Below are 15,735 nucleotides of genomic sequence, written 5' to 3'. Positions count from 1 at the left end.
TCGCAGTTAGCGCTTATTTTTGATATAATTAATTAAGAAATTACGAATAGGAGGGGGAAATTTGAGCGATTTTAATCAATTTTTCGACCCTAGTTTTTGGCAAAAAATATTTGAACTAAATGAGTCTCCATATCGAACCGCGGTGGCAATCTTAGATATTGCGATTGTAAGTTTCTTCTTGTATATGGCTATCAGATTTGTCCAGGGAACAAAACTCATGACCTTGGTTCGTGGAGTGATTATCTTTTTAATCATCAAAATTGTTGCGGGACTGATTGGACTGACAACTGTGGAATGGCTGCTTAATCAGGTTATTACTTATGGTGTGATTGCTGGTGTTATTATTTTCCAACCAGAAATTAGGCGGGTCTTGGAGAGTCTTGGCCGAACCACAACCATTTTTACACCAACGAAAAAAGGGACAGCCGATGGACATATTGCAGCCTATGAAAAATCTTTTGCTTATATGAGTGAACGCAAAATTGGGGCACTGATTGCTATTGAACAATCTCAAACCTTGGCGGAATATGTTTCTACAGGAATACACTTGGATGCCGACATCACGAGTGAACTTATCATAAATATTTTTATTCCGAATACACCACTTCATGATGGTGCTGTCATTGTACAAGGAGATAAAATTGCGGTTACTTCAGCATATTTACCGCTAACTGAAAAATCAGGTATCTCGAAGCAATTTGGGACCCGACACCGTGCAGCTATTGGACTATCTGAAGTTTCAGATGCTTTGATAATTATTGTTTCTGAAGAAACAGGAGGGATTTCTGTTGCGCATAATGGTGAATTTTTCGCAGATATTTCTAAAGAAAGATTCCATGATATTCTCGTTGCCATATTGAAGCCAGATCTGAGTAAGGAGGTAAAAAATGAGAAATAAATTTTTTACGTCTAAATTTTTCTATATCTTGACCTCAGTTTTCTTTGCGATTGTCTTATTTTTCAATGCTAATGTGACAGCAATCAGAAATGATGGCGTCTCGACAACGGGTTCTGTATACACAGCGACAGTGACAAATGTGCCGATTGAGATGCAATATGATAATAATAAATATTTCGTTTCAAGCACAGTTTCAGCGGTAACCGTGCATTTATCAGGATACAACCGACTGCAGATTACGAATGAAGAAAATTCTGAAACTCGAAATTTTTATCTGTCAGTTGACCTGTCAGGTGCTAAAATGGGGACCAATGTTTACCCAATTCGAGTCGAGCAATTACCGAGTGGTGTGACCGCACAAATCGACCCGACTTACGCAGATGTCACGGTTGAAGAAAAAGCGAGCCAAGACTTTGAGATTATTCCTAAAGTTGATAAAACGCAAATTCCTGCAGGATTTTCGGTCAGTTCGATCGATTTGTCGGAGCAATCAGTCAATGTTACTGCGGGGAAAGAAAGTATTTCCAAAATCTATGCAATCGAGGCTGATTTGCCAAGCGATGTACTTTTGACGGATAACTACACGGGAAAAGTTTCATTGAGGGCGGTAGATTCAAGTGGCAAGACATTGCCGGCAATTATTAACCCAAGCGTTGTTCGAATGAAGGTTAATGTCGATAAGCTTTCCAAATACGTTCCCTTAAATGTAAAATTGACAGGAACAATGGATTCAAGTTTATCTACAATTAAGACGTCGGTATCGTCTGAAAAAGTCAAAATATATGGACAACAGACTGCATTGGACAAGATCACTTCAATTACCGTCAGTGCTGATATAACGGGTGTTAGAGCGGAGAAGAAGATTGAAGCAACTGTCAGTGCTGACGGTGTTTCTGTCAAACCAGGTACAGTTGAAATTACTCTAAGTCCGGTTAAAAAGAAGTGATAATAGAGTGAAAATTTGCTAAAATTGACAGTCAATGATAAACTAAAAAAGGCTGTTATTAAAATAACATGAAAAAAAGATTTCAGACATGTAACAAATCTGAAAATGGAGATTAACAATATAATGGGTAAATATTTTGGGACCGATGGGGTTCGCGGAGAAGCTAATGTTGAATTAACACCAGAAATGGCATTCAAACTTGGCCGTTTTGGCGGTTATGTACTAAGTCAACACGAAACGGGAACGCCAAAAGTCTATGTCGCACGTGATACACGTATTTCGGGACAAATGCTTGCAACAAGTTTGATTTCTGGCCTTCTTTCAGTAGGAATTGAGGTTTATGACTTAGGCGTTATTGCAACACCAGGTGTCGCTTATTTGGTTAAGAAGGATGGTGCCTCTGCTGGAGTTATGATTTCAGCCAGTCATAATCCAGCGCTTGACAATGGAATCAAATTCTTTGGTGGCGATGGCTACAAACTTGAAGATGCCAAAGAGCTTGAAATCGAAGCATTAATTGATGCGCCTGAAGATACTTTGCCACGTCCTTCAGCTCAAGGTTTGGGAATGTTGCATGATTACATTGAAGGTGTCCGCAAATATCAAGCCTTCTTGAAATCAACAGCTGAAGGTGATTTTGCTGGTTATAAAGTCGTTTTAGATTGTGCCAATGGGGCGTCACATACAAGTGCTCGTGCTGTATTTGCCGATTTGAATGCTGAGTTGACCGTGCTTGGCGAAAACCCTGACGGTTTGAATATCAACGTTAAAGTTGGTTCAACTCATCCAGAAGCGATGGCTGCAAAAGTTGTTGAAACAGGAAGTGATATTGGACTTGCTTTTGACGGAGACGCGGACCGCTTGATTGCCGCCGACGAAAACGGAAATATTGTAGATGGCGATAAAATTATGTTTATTGTCAGCAAATATTTAAAAAATAAAGGTCGACTTGCTGAGGACACTGTTGTTACGACAGTCATGTCTAATCTCGGTTTCCATTTAGGCGTTGAGGCTGAAGGATTAAATTCAGTTGTCACGGCTGTAGGAGACCGCTACGTGGTCGAAGAAATGAAGAAAAATCATTATAATTTTGGCGGTGAACAATCAGGTCACATGATTTTCCTTGATTACAATACAACAGGGGATGGTCAACTTTCAGCCATTCAATTACTTAAAGTCTTGCGAGATACTGGCAAAAAACTTTCTGAATTGGCGAGCGAAGTAACGATTTATCCTCAAAAATTAACGAATATTCGTGTGGCCAACAATGCTGCAAAAGATGGGGCAATGGATGTCCCAGCAATTAAAGAAGTGATTTCTCAAATGGAAAGTCAGATGAATGGACAGGGCCGTATTCTTGTTCGCCCTTCCGGCACAGAACCACTATTACGTGTTATGGCGGAAGCACCAACACAAGAAATGGTTGACGAAGTCGTTGATACAATTTCAGCTGTTGTTGAACGTGAAATTGGACAACACTAATCTCAGAATATAAAATTACAATAACAGGAAACATGAATGATTTTTTAGAATTAAGGAAAATATGTTTGGGTTTGGTAAAAATAAAGTTTTAAAAGATGACAAATTTCTCTATGCACCATTTGATGGCAATAGTTTTGAAATGGAAAAAGTATCAGATCCCGTTTTCTCAAAAAAAATTCTAGGTGATGGCTTTGCTATGACGCCTGAAAGTAGTCAAATTTTGTCACCAGTAACTGGAAAAGTAGTATTAATCGAGGGGCACGCAGTTGGGTTAAGACGTGCTGACGGACTAGAAATTCTTTTACATATGGGTATTGATACGGTCAATTTAATGGGTGCACCCTTTATACTGACAATCAAATTAGGCGATGTTGTTGAGGGAGGACAGGTCCTTGGGCGGGTTGACTGGAATATAATCGAACAGGCAGGTTACGAAAAGACAACCCTTGTCATTTTCACAAATGGAAATGACCATTTAAATTCTTTTGATGTCAATTATGGCGGAGCAAAAGCCGGAGCAAGAATAGGTGCTGCTAGCGTTAAATAATTGAGCCACATTGTTTATTAAATTTTTATTTATAGAAAGAGAAAAACAAAATGTTTAAAGCAGTATTATTTGACCTCGATGGTGTCATTACTGACACTGCCGAATATCACTATCGTGCATGGAAAGCACTCGCTGAAGAAATCGGAATTGACGGTGTAGACCGCCAATTTAACGAACAACTCAAGGGTGTCGCACGTGAAGACTCACTACGTAAAATTCTTGCGCTCGGTGGTCAAGAGAATAAATATTCTGATGCGGAATTTGCAGAATTATGTGATCGCAAAAATGAAAATTATGTAAGAATGATTCAAGACGTTTCACCAGCAGACATTTACCCGGGTATTTTGCAATTATTAAAAGACTTACGTGCCAATGGTGTAAAAATCGCTTTGGCGTCTGCATCTAAAAATGGACCATTCTTGTTGGAACGTATGGAATTAACTGATTATTTTGATGCCATTGCAGATCCAGCTAAAGTTGCGGCATCAAAACCTGCTCCAGATATATTTATCGCAGCAGCAGAAGCAGTCAACGTATCTCCAGTAGAGTCCATTGGTCTTGAAGATTCACAAGCTGGAATTCAATCGATTAAAGATTCAGGAGCTTTGCCAATTGGAGTTGGACGTCCAGAGGATTTAGGAACAGACATCGTGGTCGTTCCTGATACAGCACACTACACGTTCGATTTCTTAAAAAAAGTTTGGGCTGAAAAACGATAAAACAAAAAAACGCAGGATTGAGATCGTGCGTTTTTTATTTTAGTCGAGTTTGCGATTGATCCATTGAAGGGCAAAATTAAACCATCTCGAGACATCATCATTGAGCAAGCTATCATTTGGAGATGACGCACGTGTGGCTAAAGATAAGCCATGAGGGCCATCATCAAAAATGTGTGCTTCAACTGAAACATTGTATTTTGAGAGTCGTTCACAATATTTCAAGGTATTATAAACAGGAACAGTTTTGTCATTAATTGTATGCCAAATAAATGTAGGTGGTGTATCAGGATTGACCATTTCACAAGCATTATAAGATTCTAAATCTTCAATCTCAAAATTGAAATGATGGAAATCTTTTGGCCAGCCAAACGAAAGCGAAGTTACAGGATAACAGAGAAGAACTCCTTTTGGCTTTTTCGCGAGATTAAAATTGCAATAACGAGAGACAACATGACCACCAGCAGAACAACCAAGAAGGAAAATATTATCCTCATCAATTTCCCATTTTGTTTTATTTTCTCTAATCAATTCAAGTCCTTCATGAAGTTCTTCAATGTCCTGATTAAGAAAATTTTCGGTCGTTCCTTTGCTCATTACGGTGTAGTTCAAAATAAAAACTTGGAAACCTTGTGAGGAAAAGGCAAGTGCAAGAGGTTCAGCTTCACGTTCAGCAATAACTTTATAACCACCACCAGGACAAATAATTACAGCAGGCTGTGATCGATGGTCCAATCTTGGGTTTTTTCTATTATAAAAAGTTAATTCCGCAGTGGAATTAATCGTAATATTTTCAATTTGCATAGGTCTATTCTATCAAAAATTGTTTGATACTAAAAATAAAAAAAGATTAGATTTGCAATTAAAGTGTTTGAAAATCATTTTCATAACGACTATAATAGAACAGTAACTCTAAGACGGACATAATATTGGAGTTGAAAGGGAAGTAAAAAAAACGAAAGTTGTAATATTTGGCGATTCGATTACCAATGGCTATGGGATTTTGGGACGTCCAGCAACACAAATTTTAAGAAAAAAATTAGAAGCAAATGCAAGAAAAAGAGGAATTGAATTAGAAATTAATTTGCAAGGTGTAAATGGGGATACGACAACACATGCCATGAAAAGGTTACCTCAAATTGTTCGGAAAAAAGCAGATTTTGTTTTCATTTTCTTCGGTGCTAATGATGCCTCACGTTATTTTTCAGTTACTGAAAGTGAATATGCGAAAAATCTTAGCGTCATGATCGAACAACTTGATGAGAACAAAGTCATTTTGATTAGTCCGCCATATCATAATGATACTCTTGATATTAATAATCGCTCTAATACACTAATTTGTCGATACAGAGCCACAATGAAAAAGGTAGGCCAACTTTATGACAAAAACGTGATTGATTTGTATGGCGCAATGATTGCCTCACAGAATCCAAATCAATATTTACAAGATGATGGCCTTCATTTCTCAGCGCGAGGTTATGACCTTTTATCAGAGTTAATGCTTGAAAGGATAATGAATTGATGAGGATTAGAAAGAAATCTCCTTCCTCTTTAGAGAATCACTTAAGATTTATCAACTATAATAAAAATATGAAAAAATATATTAGTACATTTTTAATTGGAGGCCTCCTGCTATTTGGAAGCCAAAACGTATTTGCTGATGATAGCACAGCGACAAGTACAAGCAGTTCTAGTCAAACCACTCAAGAAAGTAATGCTACAACAAACAGTTCAGCGACAACTGCCTCAAGTGCGAGTGCAAATACAAAAACAGGGACTGCTAATTCAAGTCAGACGACACCAGAAAGTAATAATCAAACAAATAATAATAATGGGCTGGCGACTAATACAACGAATCAAGATAGCAAAACAACAACTGCTAATAACTCAAATCAATACACACAACCAGAGTCATCAGATAAAGGAACCACTGGTTCAACCACCATTATTAAAGAGACAGTAAACAACAATAATTCTAAATCAAATAATAGTAGTATGATCCCGATCATTCTGTCGAGTTTATCATCTTCTTTTGCGATTATTGGTGGAATTATTGCATTTTGGAGACATTTACGTAAAAAAGTTGTTGGTAAGAATCAAGTTGAAAAAAAGGCAACGTCTGTACCTAAAAAAAGCACTTTAAGTAAGATTGATGATACAATTAAAATGAAGATTAATGCAGAAGCACATCAAATGCGCCGTCGCAATAAACATTCTTAAATCTATTAGAAAAGAGTTAATTATGAAATACAATGAGGCAGAAATGCTCCAATTCGCAGAAAAATTAGGAAGTAATTTACAAGCTCAAGACATTATCGTCTTAACAGGTGAATTGGGGGCTGGGAAAACGACATTTGTTAAAGGTTTGGCCCTCGGATTAAATATCCAACAGATGATTAAGAGTCCAACATACACCATTGTACGCGAATATGAAGGACGTTTACCCCTTTACCATATGGATGTTTATCGGATTGGTGATGATCCAGACTCGTTTGATATGGATGATTATTTATTTGGTGAAGGTGTTTCGGTAATTGAATGGGGAGAACTTTTGGGGAAAGATTTGCCAGAAGATTATCTTGAAATTGTGTTTGATAAATATGTTGATAGCTTTGATACGGATGCCGACCGAGACATTCAATTGATTCCCCATGGCCAACGATATGTTCAACTTGTTGAATCCGTTCAGGCATAAAATGCATCTATATATTTGAATTACAGGGGACGATTGGTCCCTTTTTTATTACAATTTGATGCAAAATAACTTAAAAATAGCTTTATGATATTGTTAATTGTCAGAATTTTGATATAATGCTAATATGAAACTTTGGATGAAATCACTCCTCATGACAGGAGCAATTATTTTACTTACGGTAGCTGCTGCTGCGACTTATTTGCTCACAGTATCAACTTCAACAGTAAATGCCTTGAAAACGACTTATACGAAAGTCGGAAGTAAAAATACCACAGAGATTTTGAAAGCAACTAAACCTTTAACAATTGTATTGTTAGGTGTGGATACAGGTGGTGCGGGTCGTGGAACCGCTGAAGATTGGAATGGTAATTCTGATTCACAAATCGTTATGACACTCAATCCTAAAACAGATACTGTAACAATGGTTTCAATGGAACGTGATACAATGACCAACATTCTGGATGCTTCAGGAAAAGTCGTTTCTAAGCAAAAAATGAATGCTGCTTATCCAATGGGCTATAATGCGGGCGGAAGTTCGAATGGATTAGAAACAGCCGTGAGTTACTCGATGAAAACGATTGGGGAACAAGCGGGTGTCGAACTTGATAATTTCGTGACCATTAATTTTGATGGACTGATCAATTTAGTTGATGCTGTAGGCGGTGTAGATGTCTATAATGATCCCAAATTGATCGCTGCATCGACCTCAGCATATCCAAATCCCAACCATGAAATATTTATTTCGGACACTGAGCCACAATATACTGCTCGTGTTGCTGCTGGATGGCAACACATTAATGGAGCCCAAGCCTTAGTTTACACACGTGACCGACACCACCGCGTAGGTGGTGACTATGGACGGCAAGTTGCTCAACGTCAAGTGATTTCAGCCTTGATGAAAAAATTACTTGCTTTGGATAATCTGACTCAATATCAAAAAATATTGAATGAAGCCTCTAAAGATTTTAAGACAAATATTCCAATTACAACAACAACTTTGACTTCCTTGCTGGGTTATAAAGACTGTTTCAAGAAAGTTGTATCAATCCAATACGAAGGAATTGGGATGACTGTCAATGGAGGTTCTTATCAGTTTATTCCGAACAACATGTATTTAGCAATTCAGAATACAATGCTGAAGTCGTTGGGTGAAGCAACTGTCAGTACGTTACCAAGTAATTTGATTACTTACGAATCATATTTTGGCAGTCAATCATCTTCTGGCTTTGTAATGCCATCAGCAACCGTGACTGAAAATGGGAAACAAACATCCTACGGTTTGAGTAAAACCGGCGATATGGTTCCAATTACGGACAGTAACAAGGCCGACTATACTACGATTAATTTGGGAAGCACCACAACAAAAGAAAGTAGTTCTACAAGTGGAAGTAATTCGAATGCGACGACTAATACGAGCACATCAAGTACTTCTGAAAGCTCCACAGCAAGTGTACCAACGGGGCTTTCTGCAACTGGAACAGTAAACGTTTATACCTCGCCTAAGGGCTATACAGTCTATTATAAAAACGGCTACTATGTCTATACCAATGGTACGATTTATCCTGAAGGCACAAAATACCCTGGTCAATAATTAATTGCTATGTTAAAAAAAATATGATAAAATGGACTCTGTCAGTGCAAAAGTAACTTTGCAAACATTGACAGCGTCTTTTTATTGCGTGAAAAAAATATAAGGTTCAGTAGCTCAGCTGCGATTCGACTGGTCACTTTAGTGACCTAGCGAGAATGGACAAGCCAGAGTGCAAGAGATTGGCTGAAAAAATAAAAAATCTTGCAAAAAAATATAAGGTTCAGTAGCTCAGCTGCGATTCGACTGGTCACTTTAGTGACCTAGCGAGAATGGACAAGCCAGAGTGCAAGAGATTGGCTGAAAAAATAAAAAATCTTGCAAAAAAATATAAGGTTCAGTAGCTCAGCTGCGATTCGACTGGTCACTTTAGTGACCTAGCGAGAATGGACAAGCCAGAGTGCAAGAGATTGGCTGAAAAAATAAAAAATCTTGCAAAAAAATATAAGGTTCAGTAGCTCAGCTGCGATTCGACTGGTCACTTTAGTGACCTAGCGAGAATGGACAAGCCAGAGTGCAAGAGATTGGCTGAAAAAATAAAAAATCTTGCAAAAAAAATATAAGGTTCAGTAGCTCAGCTGGATAGAGCATTCGCCTTCTAAGCGAACGGTCGAGGGTTCGAATCCCCCCTGAATCATTAGATTGTCAGCACGTATGACTTTCGAACTTCTAGTCTTATTTTTCATCCTTCAACAATGGGTGCCAAACCTCATTCTCGTTTCGTACGAGTGTGTAAATCCTTACTTTCGTGGTAAGGGTTTTTTATTTTGTTATTAAAAATAGGAAAAGGTCATCTCTAAAATTTTTTGCTATAATAGAATTCATGACAAGATATAAAGCGATTATTTCATACGATGGGACGGCTTTTGCTGGCTTCCAAACGCAAAACAATCAACGGACAGTACAAGAAGAAATTGAGAAAGTACTTACGCGGTTAAATTCACATCAATCCGTCATTTTACAAGGAGCAGGTCGGACAGATTCAGGTGTCCATGCGCTGGCTCAAGTCATTCATTTCGACTTAAATGGCGTGCGTGATGTTGAACGTTTGCGATTTGCGTTGGATACACAAACACCAGAGGATATCGCCTTTCGGTCTGTGGAAGTTGTTGCTGAGGACTGGCACGCTCGTTTTGAACCGCATGAAAAAATTTATGAATATTATCTTGAACATTCACCAATCAGAAGCCCATTTAAAAGGCATTATCGAGCACATTTTCGCTATTCGTTAGATTTAGATAAAATGCGTTCAGCCTTGACATTACTGATGGGAGAACATGATTTTACGGGCTTCACAGCAAGTGGCTCGTCAGTTGAAGATAAAGTGAGAAAAATTAGTCAGGCTGAACTTATTGTACTTGATGATGAAAATATTAAGTTTGTTTTTAGAGGAAATGGATTTCTATATAAACAGATAAGGAATATGGTTGGCACCTTAATAAAAATCGGAAATGACAGAATGCCCGTTAGTCAAATAACAAAGATTTTGGAGAGTAAAAATCGGAAATTTGCTGGACCAACAGCGGCGCCGGAGGGACTTTTTCTTAAAGAAGTGATTTATCATGGGTAAGTAAATTGGTTTAGATTTGTTTTTATTAAAGAATATTAGAGGGAGTTAAGAAGTGTCGAAAAATGTATTAGCAGTTCATGATATTTCATGTATTGGCCGCTGTAGCTTGACGGTCGCCCTGCCTATCTTGAGCTATTTTGGTGTCGAAACAAGGCTTTTGCCGACGGCACTTTTATCGACTCACACGGGGGGATTCACGAATTTTTCCTATCTAGATTTGACCTCTGAAATGGAAAAGATAATGTCAGCTTGGCAACCACTAGACCTTCAGTTTGATGCCATATACTCAGGCTTTATGGCAACTGGTGAGCAAATTGGTGTGCTGAAAAAAATGATTCAAACTTATAAAACGGAAGAGAATAAAATAGTTATTGATCCTGTCATGGCTGACAATGGTCAATTGTATCAGGTATTTGATGATGCATTTGTAGAGAGAATGGCGGAATTAGTTCCTTTTGCTGACGTTCTGACACCCAATGTTACGGAAGCGTGTTTGCTGACCAAAACACCCTATCAAGATGACCAACATGATTCAGAGTTTATCGCAACTCTCTTATCAAAATTACTTGACCAAGGTGCAAAAGCAGTTGTCCTGACGGGTATAAAAACGCAAAAGGGAAAAATTGGTGTAGCTGTAAGCAGTGACAGCGAATATAGGCAAAAACAAAATAAAGTCGATTTCCAAACTTATTTAGCAGAAGAATTTCCAGGTACATTTCATGGTACTGGTGACATCTTTGGGTCTGTTTTGACGGCTCAGTTGTTGAAATCAGACAATTTGTTTGAATCTGCCAAAGTAGCTGTTGACTTTGTTTGGGAAACAATCAAGGCCACTCCAATTGATGCGGACCGACGTTTTGGGGTCGATTTTGAACAAGTTTTAGATTCCAAACAATTTTAAAATAGAGGAGAATATTAAAATGAATCAAAAATATTCAACAAAGGGGATTGCCCTTTTAGGTCTTTTATCGGCAGCAACGTTTGTCGTGGGACGATTTTTACAAATTCCAATTCCGGCGATAAACGGTTATGTAACACTACTTGATGCAGGAATTTTCACAGTAGCTCTAGCGTTTGGTAAGAGAGAAGGGGCAATCGTTGGTGGGCTTGCTGCTTTTCTATCCGATTTGACATCGGGCTTCCCACAATGGATGTTCTTCTCTTTAATTATTCATGGCGGACAAGGCTATTTGGGTGCATTGACGAAACGAAAATGGATAAATTTTATTTTGTCAGGACTTTTCATGGTCGGAGGCTATTTTTTTGCCACCTGGTTACTTTATGGCTTTGTGGCCGCAGTAAACCCATTGACCAATATTCCCAACATTATTCAAACGACAATTGGCTACCTTTTTGGTACAATTTTCGCTAAACTTTTAGAAAGAACAGGTATGATTCATGGATTTGAAAAAAATTGAAACAGATACACAAATAATTATTGATGATGTGCTTGAGCAAGCACAGATTAAAGCGGGACAAATTTTCGTTTTGGGCTTGTCTAGTTCAGAAGTTAACGGTGGTCGAATTGGAAAAGCAAGTTCAGCTGAAATTGGTGAGGTTATTGTTGGTACAATTTATAAGACTTTGAAGGCCAAAGGAATATATTTGGCTGTTCAGGGGTGCGAACATTTGAATCGAGCCTTGCTTGTAGAAGAAGAATTAGCAGAAAAAAAAGATTATGACGTCGTTTCAGTGATTCCACAACTCCACGCTGGTGGAAGTGGACAAGTTGCCGCGTACAAGTTATTCGATCGGCCAGTTGAAATTGAGCATGTCACCGCTTTTGCAGGTCTTGATATTGGAGATACGGCTATAGGAATGCATGTAAAGCATGTTCAAATACCAATCCGTCCTGTTCTTAAAGAATTAGGAGGAGCTCATGTCACAGCTCTTAAATCACGCCCTAAGCTTATTGGTGGTGAAAGAGCAAAATATTCGGTTTAACCTTTAATATAAAACCAATTTTGAAGACCCTGAAATTTATTTCTTGCACATTTTTTATAATTTGTTATAATTAAGTTCGGGCACTGGTTTTTCATTTTTGAAAAATCGGTAAATTCAGAAGCTCCCCATTGGGGGAGCTTATTTTTGTTTTTCCCGCTAAAAATGATTCATTATTGAAAAACAGCAGAAAAAAGGAGAAAGAATGTCAACTAAGTATATATTCGTCACAGGTGGTGGGACTTCATCAATGGGAAAAGGGATTGTCGCTGCATCACTCGGTCGCTTGCTTAAAAATCGTGGACTTAAAATTGCAGTTCAAAAATTTGATCCATATCTCAACATCGACCCTGGCACAATGAGCCCATATCAACACGGGGAAGTCTTTGTTACTAATGACGGAGCTGAAACAGACCTTGACTTAGGTCATTACGAACGTTTCATCGATATTAACTTGAACAAGTTTTCAAGCGTTTCATCCGGTAAAGTTTACAATGAAATTCTCCAAAAAGAACGTAAAGGGGAGTATCTTGGTGCAACAGTCCAAATGGTTCCTCACGTGACAGATACAATCAAAGATAAAATCATGCGTGCTGCAACTGCAACAGATGCAGATGTGATCATCACTGAAATCGGTGGGACGGTCGGCGATATGGAAGGAATGCCAATGATTGAGGCAATCCGTCAGATGAAATCTGATATGGGTGCTGAAAACGTGATGTATATCCATACGGTTCCCATTTTACATTTACGTGCTGCTGGTGAATTAAAAACAAAAATTGCACAAAATGCGACTAAGACCTTACGTGAATTTGGAATTCAAGCCAATATGCTTGTCCTTCGTACTGAAGTTCCTGTCACCACAGAAATGCGCAATAAAGTCGCTATGTTTTGTGACGTAGAGCCAGAAGCAGTGATTCAATCGGTTGACGTTGATCATCTCTACCAAATTCCATTGAACTTACAAGCTCAAGGGATGGACCAAGTTGTTTGTGACCATCTTAAAATTGAGGCACCAGCGGCGGATATGACTGAATGGTCAGCAATGGTCGACAAGATTATGAACTTAAAGAAAAAAGTTAACATTGCGATGGTTGGAAAATACATTGAAGTTCCAGATGCCTATATTTCTGTTGTTGAAGCATTGAAGCATGGAGGCTTCCCACTCGATGCCGAAGTTGATGTGGATTGGGTAAATGCGAATGACTTGAACGATGAAAATGTTGCAGCTCGACTTGCAAATGCTGACGGAATTATCGTTCCTGGTGGCTTTGGACATCGTGGGACCGAAGGTAAGATTTCAGCCATTAAATTTGCGCGTGAAAATGATATCCCCTTCCTCGGCGTGTGTCTTGGAATGCAATTAACAGCGATTGAATTTGCACGTAATGTGCTCGGTTACGAAGGTGCAAACTCATTTGAATTAGACCCAGAAACGAAATATCCAGTCATTGATATCATGCGTGATCAAGTTGATGTTGAAGAGATGGGGGGAACTTTGCGTCTTGGATTGTATCCTGCTAAACTTAAAGCCCATTCAAAAGCAGCTGCAGCTTACAACAATGCCGAAGTAGTTCAACGTCGTCACCGTCATCGTTATGAATTCAATAACAAATTCCGTGACCAATTCGAAGCCGCAGGCTTTACATTCTCTGGTGTCAGCCCTGACAATCGTCTGGTTGAAATTGTGGAATTGTCAGAAAAGAAATTCTTCGTAGCTTGTCAATATCACCCAGAATTGCAATCTCGTCCGAACCGACCAGAAGAATTGTATGCTGCCTTCGTTAAAGCATCACTCGAAAATCACAAATAAAATAAAAAAACAGTTCATGATGAGCTGTTTTTTTATGATGGAAAATGGTCAGCACTGACCAAAAAAGTGCTAATCATTAGCACTTTTCTTTATTTTGAATTTTCTACATCTTCATCATCCGTATTTTCCTCGATGTTATCAAGCGTTTCTTCGAAATCATCAAGTTGATCTTCAACATCGTCCAAACGGTCACGAATATCTTGATTTTGTTGATAAACTTCATTAAGCAAAATTTGAATATCACCAAGCATCTCGGTTTGGATTTTTTGAATTTGCATATTTGAAGTCTGATCATCCATCATCAAATGATCTAATTTTTCATGTAGGGCTGCAACCCCTTTTTCAGATTTGATGTTTGTCTGAAAGTCATTTTTAGCTGTGAGACGGTCATGGTCGGCAGCCCGATTTTGACTCATCATGATTAATGGTGCCTGCATGGCAGCAGTGACCGACAAGAATAAATTTAGCAGGATAAATGGATATTTATCCCATTCGAGACCAAAGAAGGCTCCCGTCACGTTTAAGAACATCCAAACGACTAAAATACCTGTATAAATTAAGATAAAAGACCAAGAACCAACGAATTCGGTTACCTTATCGGCAGCACGTTCGCCCCAAGTTTCTTGGGCCTCAAGTTGTTCCTCAACGTCAGAAATTTCAAAATTAGCTTTTTCAAGTTCTTCATTAAGACGATCATTAACCGTAAAATTTTTCTGAAGATCAAGGTGAAAAAGTGTATCAAGAACTTCCAAACGGAATTTAACTTGGTGTTCATTACAAATAAAACTTTGATTAGTTGCATTGGGATAGTCACGTTTGATAACGGTTTGCAAACTCGGGTCGAGATTCTCTAAATAATCACCACCAGAAACGCGGTGAATTCGTCCGTTAACTAAACAGATAACTTTATTTGATGCAAGTGGAGCCATATTTTATGTGGCCTCAGATTGAATTGCTTTAGAAATGAAACGGTGCTCAACAAAACAAGCAGTTTAATTCAACTGTTTACATTTCAAGTGCAGATATACGAGCAGGAGTGTGCAAAAGACAGTCTTGCTCGAATGAGCTTTTTTGTGTTGTTAAATAATCTGCGTTCGGGGGTATAGGGTTGTCGCTATTCAAGACTGAGGCACTCTCCTTTCATATAATTCTAATTGCCTGATTGCTCAGGACAGTCCTTTATTATTATAACCTGTTTTCATCAATTTGCAAGTTTTAAAAGTTTAAAAATAATAAAAAAGTAATAATTGAAATTAAAAAATCAAAAAACTTGCCAGTAATCTGACAAGTAAAATTATTTTTCTTCTTTTGGATTAGTCACAACAATATTGCTAGCAACATAAACAAACAAGCCAAATATAATTGAAACAACAAGCGTCCAGATCGCGTTGTCAGCAACGCCAGCAAGTGCTGTCATGATATAGCCAACGACCTCACCAATGACGGCTGACCAAAAAAGAGCAACAATAAGTTTCATATTTACGCTTCTTTCTATTATTTTTTCTACAAAATCAAGTATAATATAATTAAGCACAAAAT

Annotated in this window: 17 protein-coding genes and 1 tRNA gene; 15 read left to right on the top strand and 3 right to left on the bottom strand. The window is 38.2% G+C overall.

Annotation, left to right across the window (positions count from 1 at the left end; genetic code table 11):
* Positions 1–61 precede the first annotated feature (61 nt).
* From cdaA to pgmB, 5 genes are all read left to right on the top strand, one after another.
* Positions 62–898 carry a diadenylate cyclase CdaA gene (gene cdaA, locus RT41_RS04350; protein ID WP_096817698.1) on the top strand — a complete coding sequence of 279 codons (837 nt, stop codon included), beginning with the start codon at positions 62–64 and terminating at the stop codon, positions 896–898.
* Entirely contained in the window at positions 888–1,844 is a 957-nt protein-coding gene (locus tag RT41_RS04345; protein ID WP_096817697.1) for a CdaR family protein, read from the top strand. The genes cdaA and RT41_RS04345 overlap by 11 nt, the downstream gene beginning before the upstream one ends.
* A gap of 123 nt (positions 1,845–1,967) precedes the next feature.
* A complete protein-coding gene (gene glmM, locus RT41_RS04340) occupies positions 1,968–3,326 on the top strand; it encodes a phosphoglucosamine mutase (protein ID WP_096817696.1) in 1,359 nt (452 codons plus the stop codon).
* 61 nt (positions 3,327–3,387) lie between these two features.
* Positions 3,388–3,873, top strand: coding sequence for a PTS sugar transporter subunit IIA (locus tag RT41_RS04335; protein WP_054639537.1), 486 nt, complete (start codon positions 3,388–3,390; stop codon positions 3,871–3,873).
* 50 nt (positions 3,874–3,923) lie between these two features.
* Complete coding sequence (pgmB, locus tag RT41_RS04330; protein ID WP_054639536.1) at positions 3,924–4,592, top strand: beta-phosphoglucomutase; 669 nt, start codon at positions 3,924–3,926, stop codon at positions 4,590–4,592.
* A gap of 39 nt (positions 4,593–4,631) precedes the next feature.
* Here the strand turns inward: pgmB and RT41_RS04325 are convergent, their stop codons facing one another.
* Positions 4,632–5,393, bottom strand: a complete 762-nt coding sequence (locus RT41_RS04325; protein ID WP_054639535.1) for an alpha/beta hydrolase — start codon at positions 5,391–5,393, stop codon at positions 4,632–4,634.
* Between the two features lie 124 nt (positions 5,394–5,517).
* Here RT41_RS04325 and RT41_RS04320 point away from each other — a divergent pair, with 124 nt between their 5' ends.
* From RT41_RS04320 to RT41_RS04275, 10 genes are all read left to right on the top strand, one after another.
* A complete protein-coding gene (locus RT41_RS04320; RefSeq protein WP_096817694.1) occupies positions 5,518–6,111 on the top strand; it encodes a GDSL-type esterase/lipase family protein in 594 nt (197 codons plus the stop codon).
* A gap of 68 nt (positions 6,112–6,179) precedes the next feature.
* On the top strand, positions 6,180–6,809 hold the full coding sequence (locus tag RT41_RS04315; protein WP_054639533.1) for a hypothetical protein: 630 nt from the start codon (positions 6,180–6,182) through the stop codon (positions 6,807–6,809).
* Between the two features lie 22 nt (positions 6,810–6,831).
* Positions 6,832–7,284: a tRNA (adenosine(37)-N6)-threonylcarbamoyltransferase complex ATPase subunit type 1 TsaE gene (tsaE, locus tag RT41_RS04310; RefSeq protein WP_054639532.1), complete on the top strand. Its 453-nt coding sequence runs from the start codon at positions 6,832–6,834 to the stop codon at positions 7,282–7,284.
* 124 nt (positions 7,285–7,408) lie between these two features.
* On the top strand, positions 7,409–8,875 hold the full coding sequence (locus RT41_RS04305) for an LCP family protein (protein ID WP_096817693.1): 1,467 nt from the start codon (positions 7,409–7,411) through the stop codon (positions 8,873–8,875).
* Between the two features lie 560 nt (positions 8,876–9,435).
* Positions 9,436–9,509: transfer RNA gene (locus tag RT41_RS04300), tRNA-Arg, on the top strand.
* A gap of 186 nt (positions 9,510–9,695) precedes the next feature.
* The gene (truA, locus tag RT41_RS04295) at positions 9,696–10,442 is read left to right on the top strand and encodes a tRNA pseudouridine(38-40) synthase TruA (protein ID WP_054639727.1); all 747 of its coding nucleotides are present in this window, start codon (positions 9,696–9,698) and stop codon (positions 10,440–10,442) included.
* A gap of 52 nt (positions 10,443–10,494) precedes the next feature.
* On the top strand, positions 10,495–11,343 hold the full coding sequence (locus tag RT41_RS04290; RefSeq protein WP_096817692.1) for a pyridoxamine kinase: 849 nt from the start codon (positions 10,495–10,497) through the stop codon (positions 11,341–11,343).
* A gap of 19 nt (positions 11,344–11,362) precedes the next feature.
* Entirely contained in the window at positions 11,363–11,860 is a 498-nt protein-coding gene (locus tag RT41_RS04285; protein WP_054639728.1) for an ECF transporter S component, read from the top strand.
* Positions 11,841–12,386, top strand: a complete 546-nt coding sequence (locus RT41_RS04280; RefSeq protein ID WP_054639729.1) for a TIGR01440 family protein — start codon at positions 11,841–11,843, stop codon at positions 12,384–12,386. Before RT41_RS04285 ends, RT41_RS04280 begins: the two co-directional genes overlap by 20 nt.
* 202 nt (positions 12,387–12,588) lie before the next feature.
* A complete protein-coding gene (locus tag RT41_RS04275; RefSeq protein WP_096817691.1) occupies positions 12,589–14,196 on the top strand; it encodes a CTP synthase in 1,608 nt (535 codons plus the stop codon).
* Between the two features lie 89 nt (positions 14,197–14,285).
* On the opposite strand, the gene RT41_RS04270 is transcribed toward RT41_RS04275, so the two are convergent.
* Positions 14,286–15,125 carry a DUF1003 domain-containing protein gene (locus RT41_RS04270; RefSeq protein ID WP_096817689.1) on the bottom strand — a complete coding sequence of 280 codons (840 nt, stop codon included), beginning with the start codon at positions 15,123–15,125 and terminating at the stop codon, positions 14,286–14,288.
* Positions 15,126–15,490: 365 nt separating this feature from the next.
* A complete protein-coding gene (locus RT41_RS04265) occupies positions 15,491–15,673 on the bottom strand; it encodes a DUF2929 family protein (protein WP_054639731.1) in 183 nt (60 codons plus the stop codon).
* Between the last annotated feature and the right edge of the window lie 62 nt (positions 15,674–15,735).

This window comes from Lactococcus fujiensis JCM 16395, assembly GCF_002441655.1.
Classification (GTDB): Bacteria; Bacillota; Bacilli; order Lactobacillales; family Streptococcaceae; genus Lactococcus; species Lactococcus fujiensis.
Note: the sequence above shows the minus strand (reverse complement) of the source record. Positions and strands in the feature narration are given on the sequence as shown.

What these genes read in the sequence shown, in the direction of transcription:
- RT41_RS04265 (WP_054639731.1), bottom strand. Translation starts at nt 15,673, where the DNA reads ATGAAACTTATTGTTGCTCTTTTTTGGTCAGCCGTCATTGGTGAGGTC.
- tsaE (WP_054639532.1), top strand. Translation starts at nt 6,832, where the DNA reads ATGAAATACAATGAGGCAGAAATGCTCCAATTCGCAGAAAAATTAGGA.
- RT41_RS04280 (WP_054639729.1), top strand. Translation starts at nt 11,841, where the DNA reads ATGGATTTGAAAAAAATTGAAACAGATACACAAATAATTATTGATGAT.
- RT41_RS04345 (WP_096817697.1), top strand. Translation starts at nt 888, where the DNA reads ATGAGAAATAAATTTTTTACGTCTAAATTTTTCTATATCTTGACCTCA.
- RT41_RS04325 (WP_054639535.1), bottom strand. Translation starts at nt 5,393, where the DNA reads ATGCAAATTGAAAATATTACGATTAATTCCACTGCGGAATTAACTTTT.
- RT41_RS04315 (WP_054639533.1), top strand. Translation starts at nt 6,180, where the DNA reads ATGAAAAAATATATTAGTACATTTTTAATTGGAGGCCTCCTGCTATTT.
- RT41_RS04275 (WP_096817691.1), top strand. Translation starts at nt 12,589, where the DNA reads ATGTCAACTAAGTATATATTCGTCACAGGTGGTGGGACTTCATCAATG.
- RT41_RS04270 (WP_096817689.1), bottom strand. Translation starts at nt 15,125, where the DNA reads ATGGCTCCACTTGCATCAAATAAAGTTATCTGTTTAGTTAACGGACGA.
- glmM (WP_096817696.1), top strand. Translation starts at nt 1,968, where the DNA reads ATGGGTAAATATTTTGGGACCGATGGGGTTCGCGGAGAAGCTAATGTT.
- pgmB (WP_054639536.1), top strand. Translation starts at nt 3,924, where the DNA reads ATGTTTAAAGCAGTATTATTTGACCTCGATGGTGTCATTACTGACACT.
- RT41_RS04305 (WP_096817693.1), top strand. Translation starts at nt 7,409, where the DNA reads ATGAAACTTTGGATGAAATCACTCCTCATGACAGGAGCAATTATTTTA.
- truA (WP_054639727.1), top strand. Translation starts at nt 9,696, where the DNA reads ATGACAAGATATAAAGCGATTATTTCATACGATGGGACGGCTTTTGCT.
- RT41_RS04335 (WP_054639537.1), top strand. Translation starts at nt 3,388, where the DNA reads ATGTTTGGGTTTGGTAAAAATAAAGTTTTAAAAGATGACAAATTTCTC.
- RT41_RS04285 (WP_054639728.1), top strand. Translation starts at nt 11,363, where the DNA reads ATGAATCAAAAATATTCAACAAAGGGGATTGCCCTTTTAGGTCTTTTA.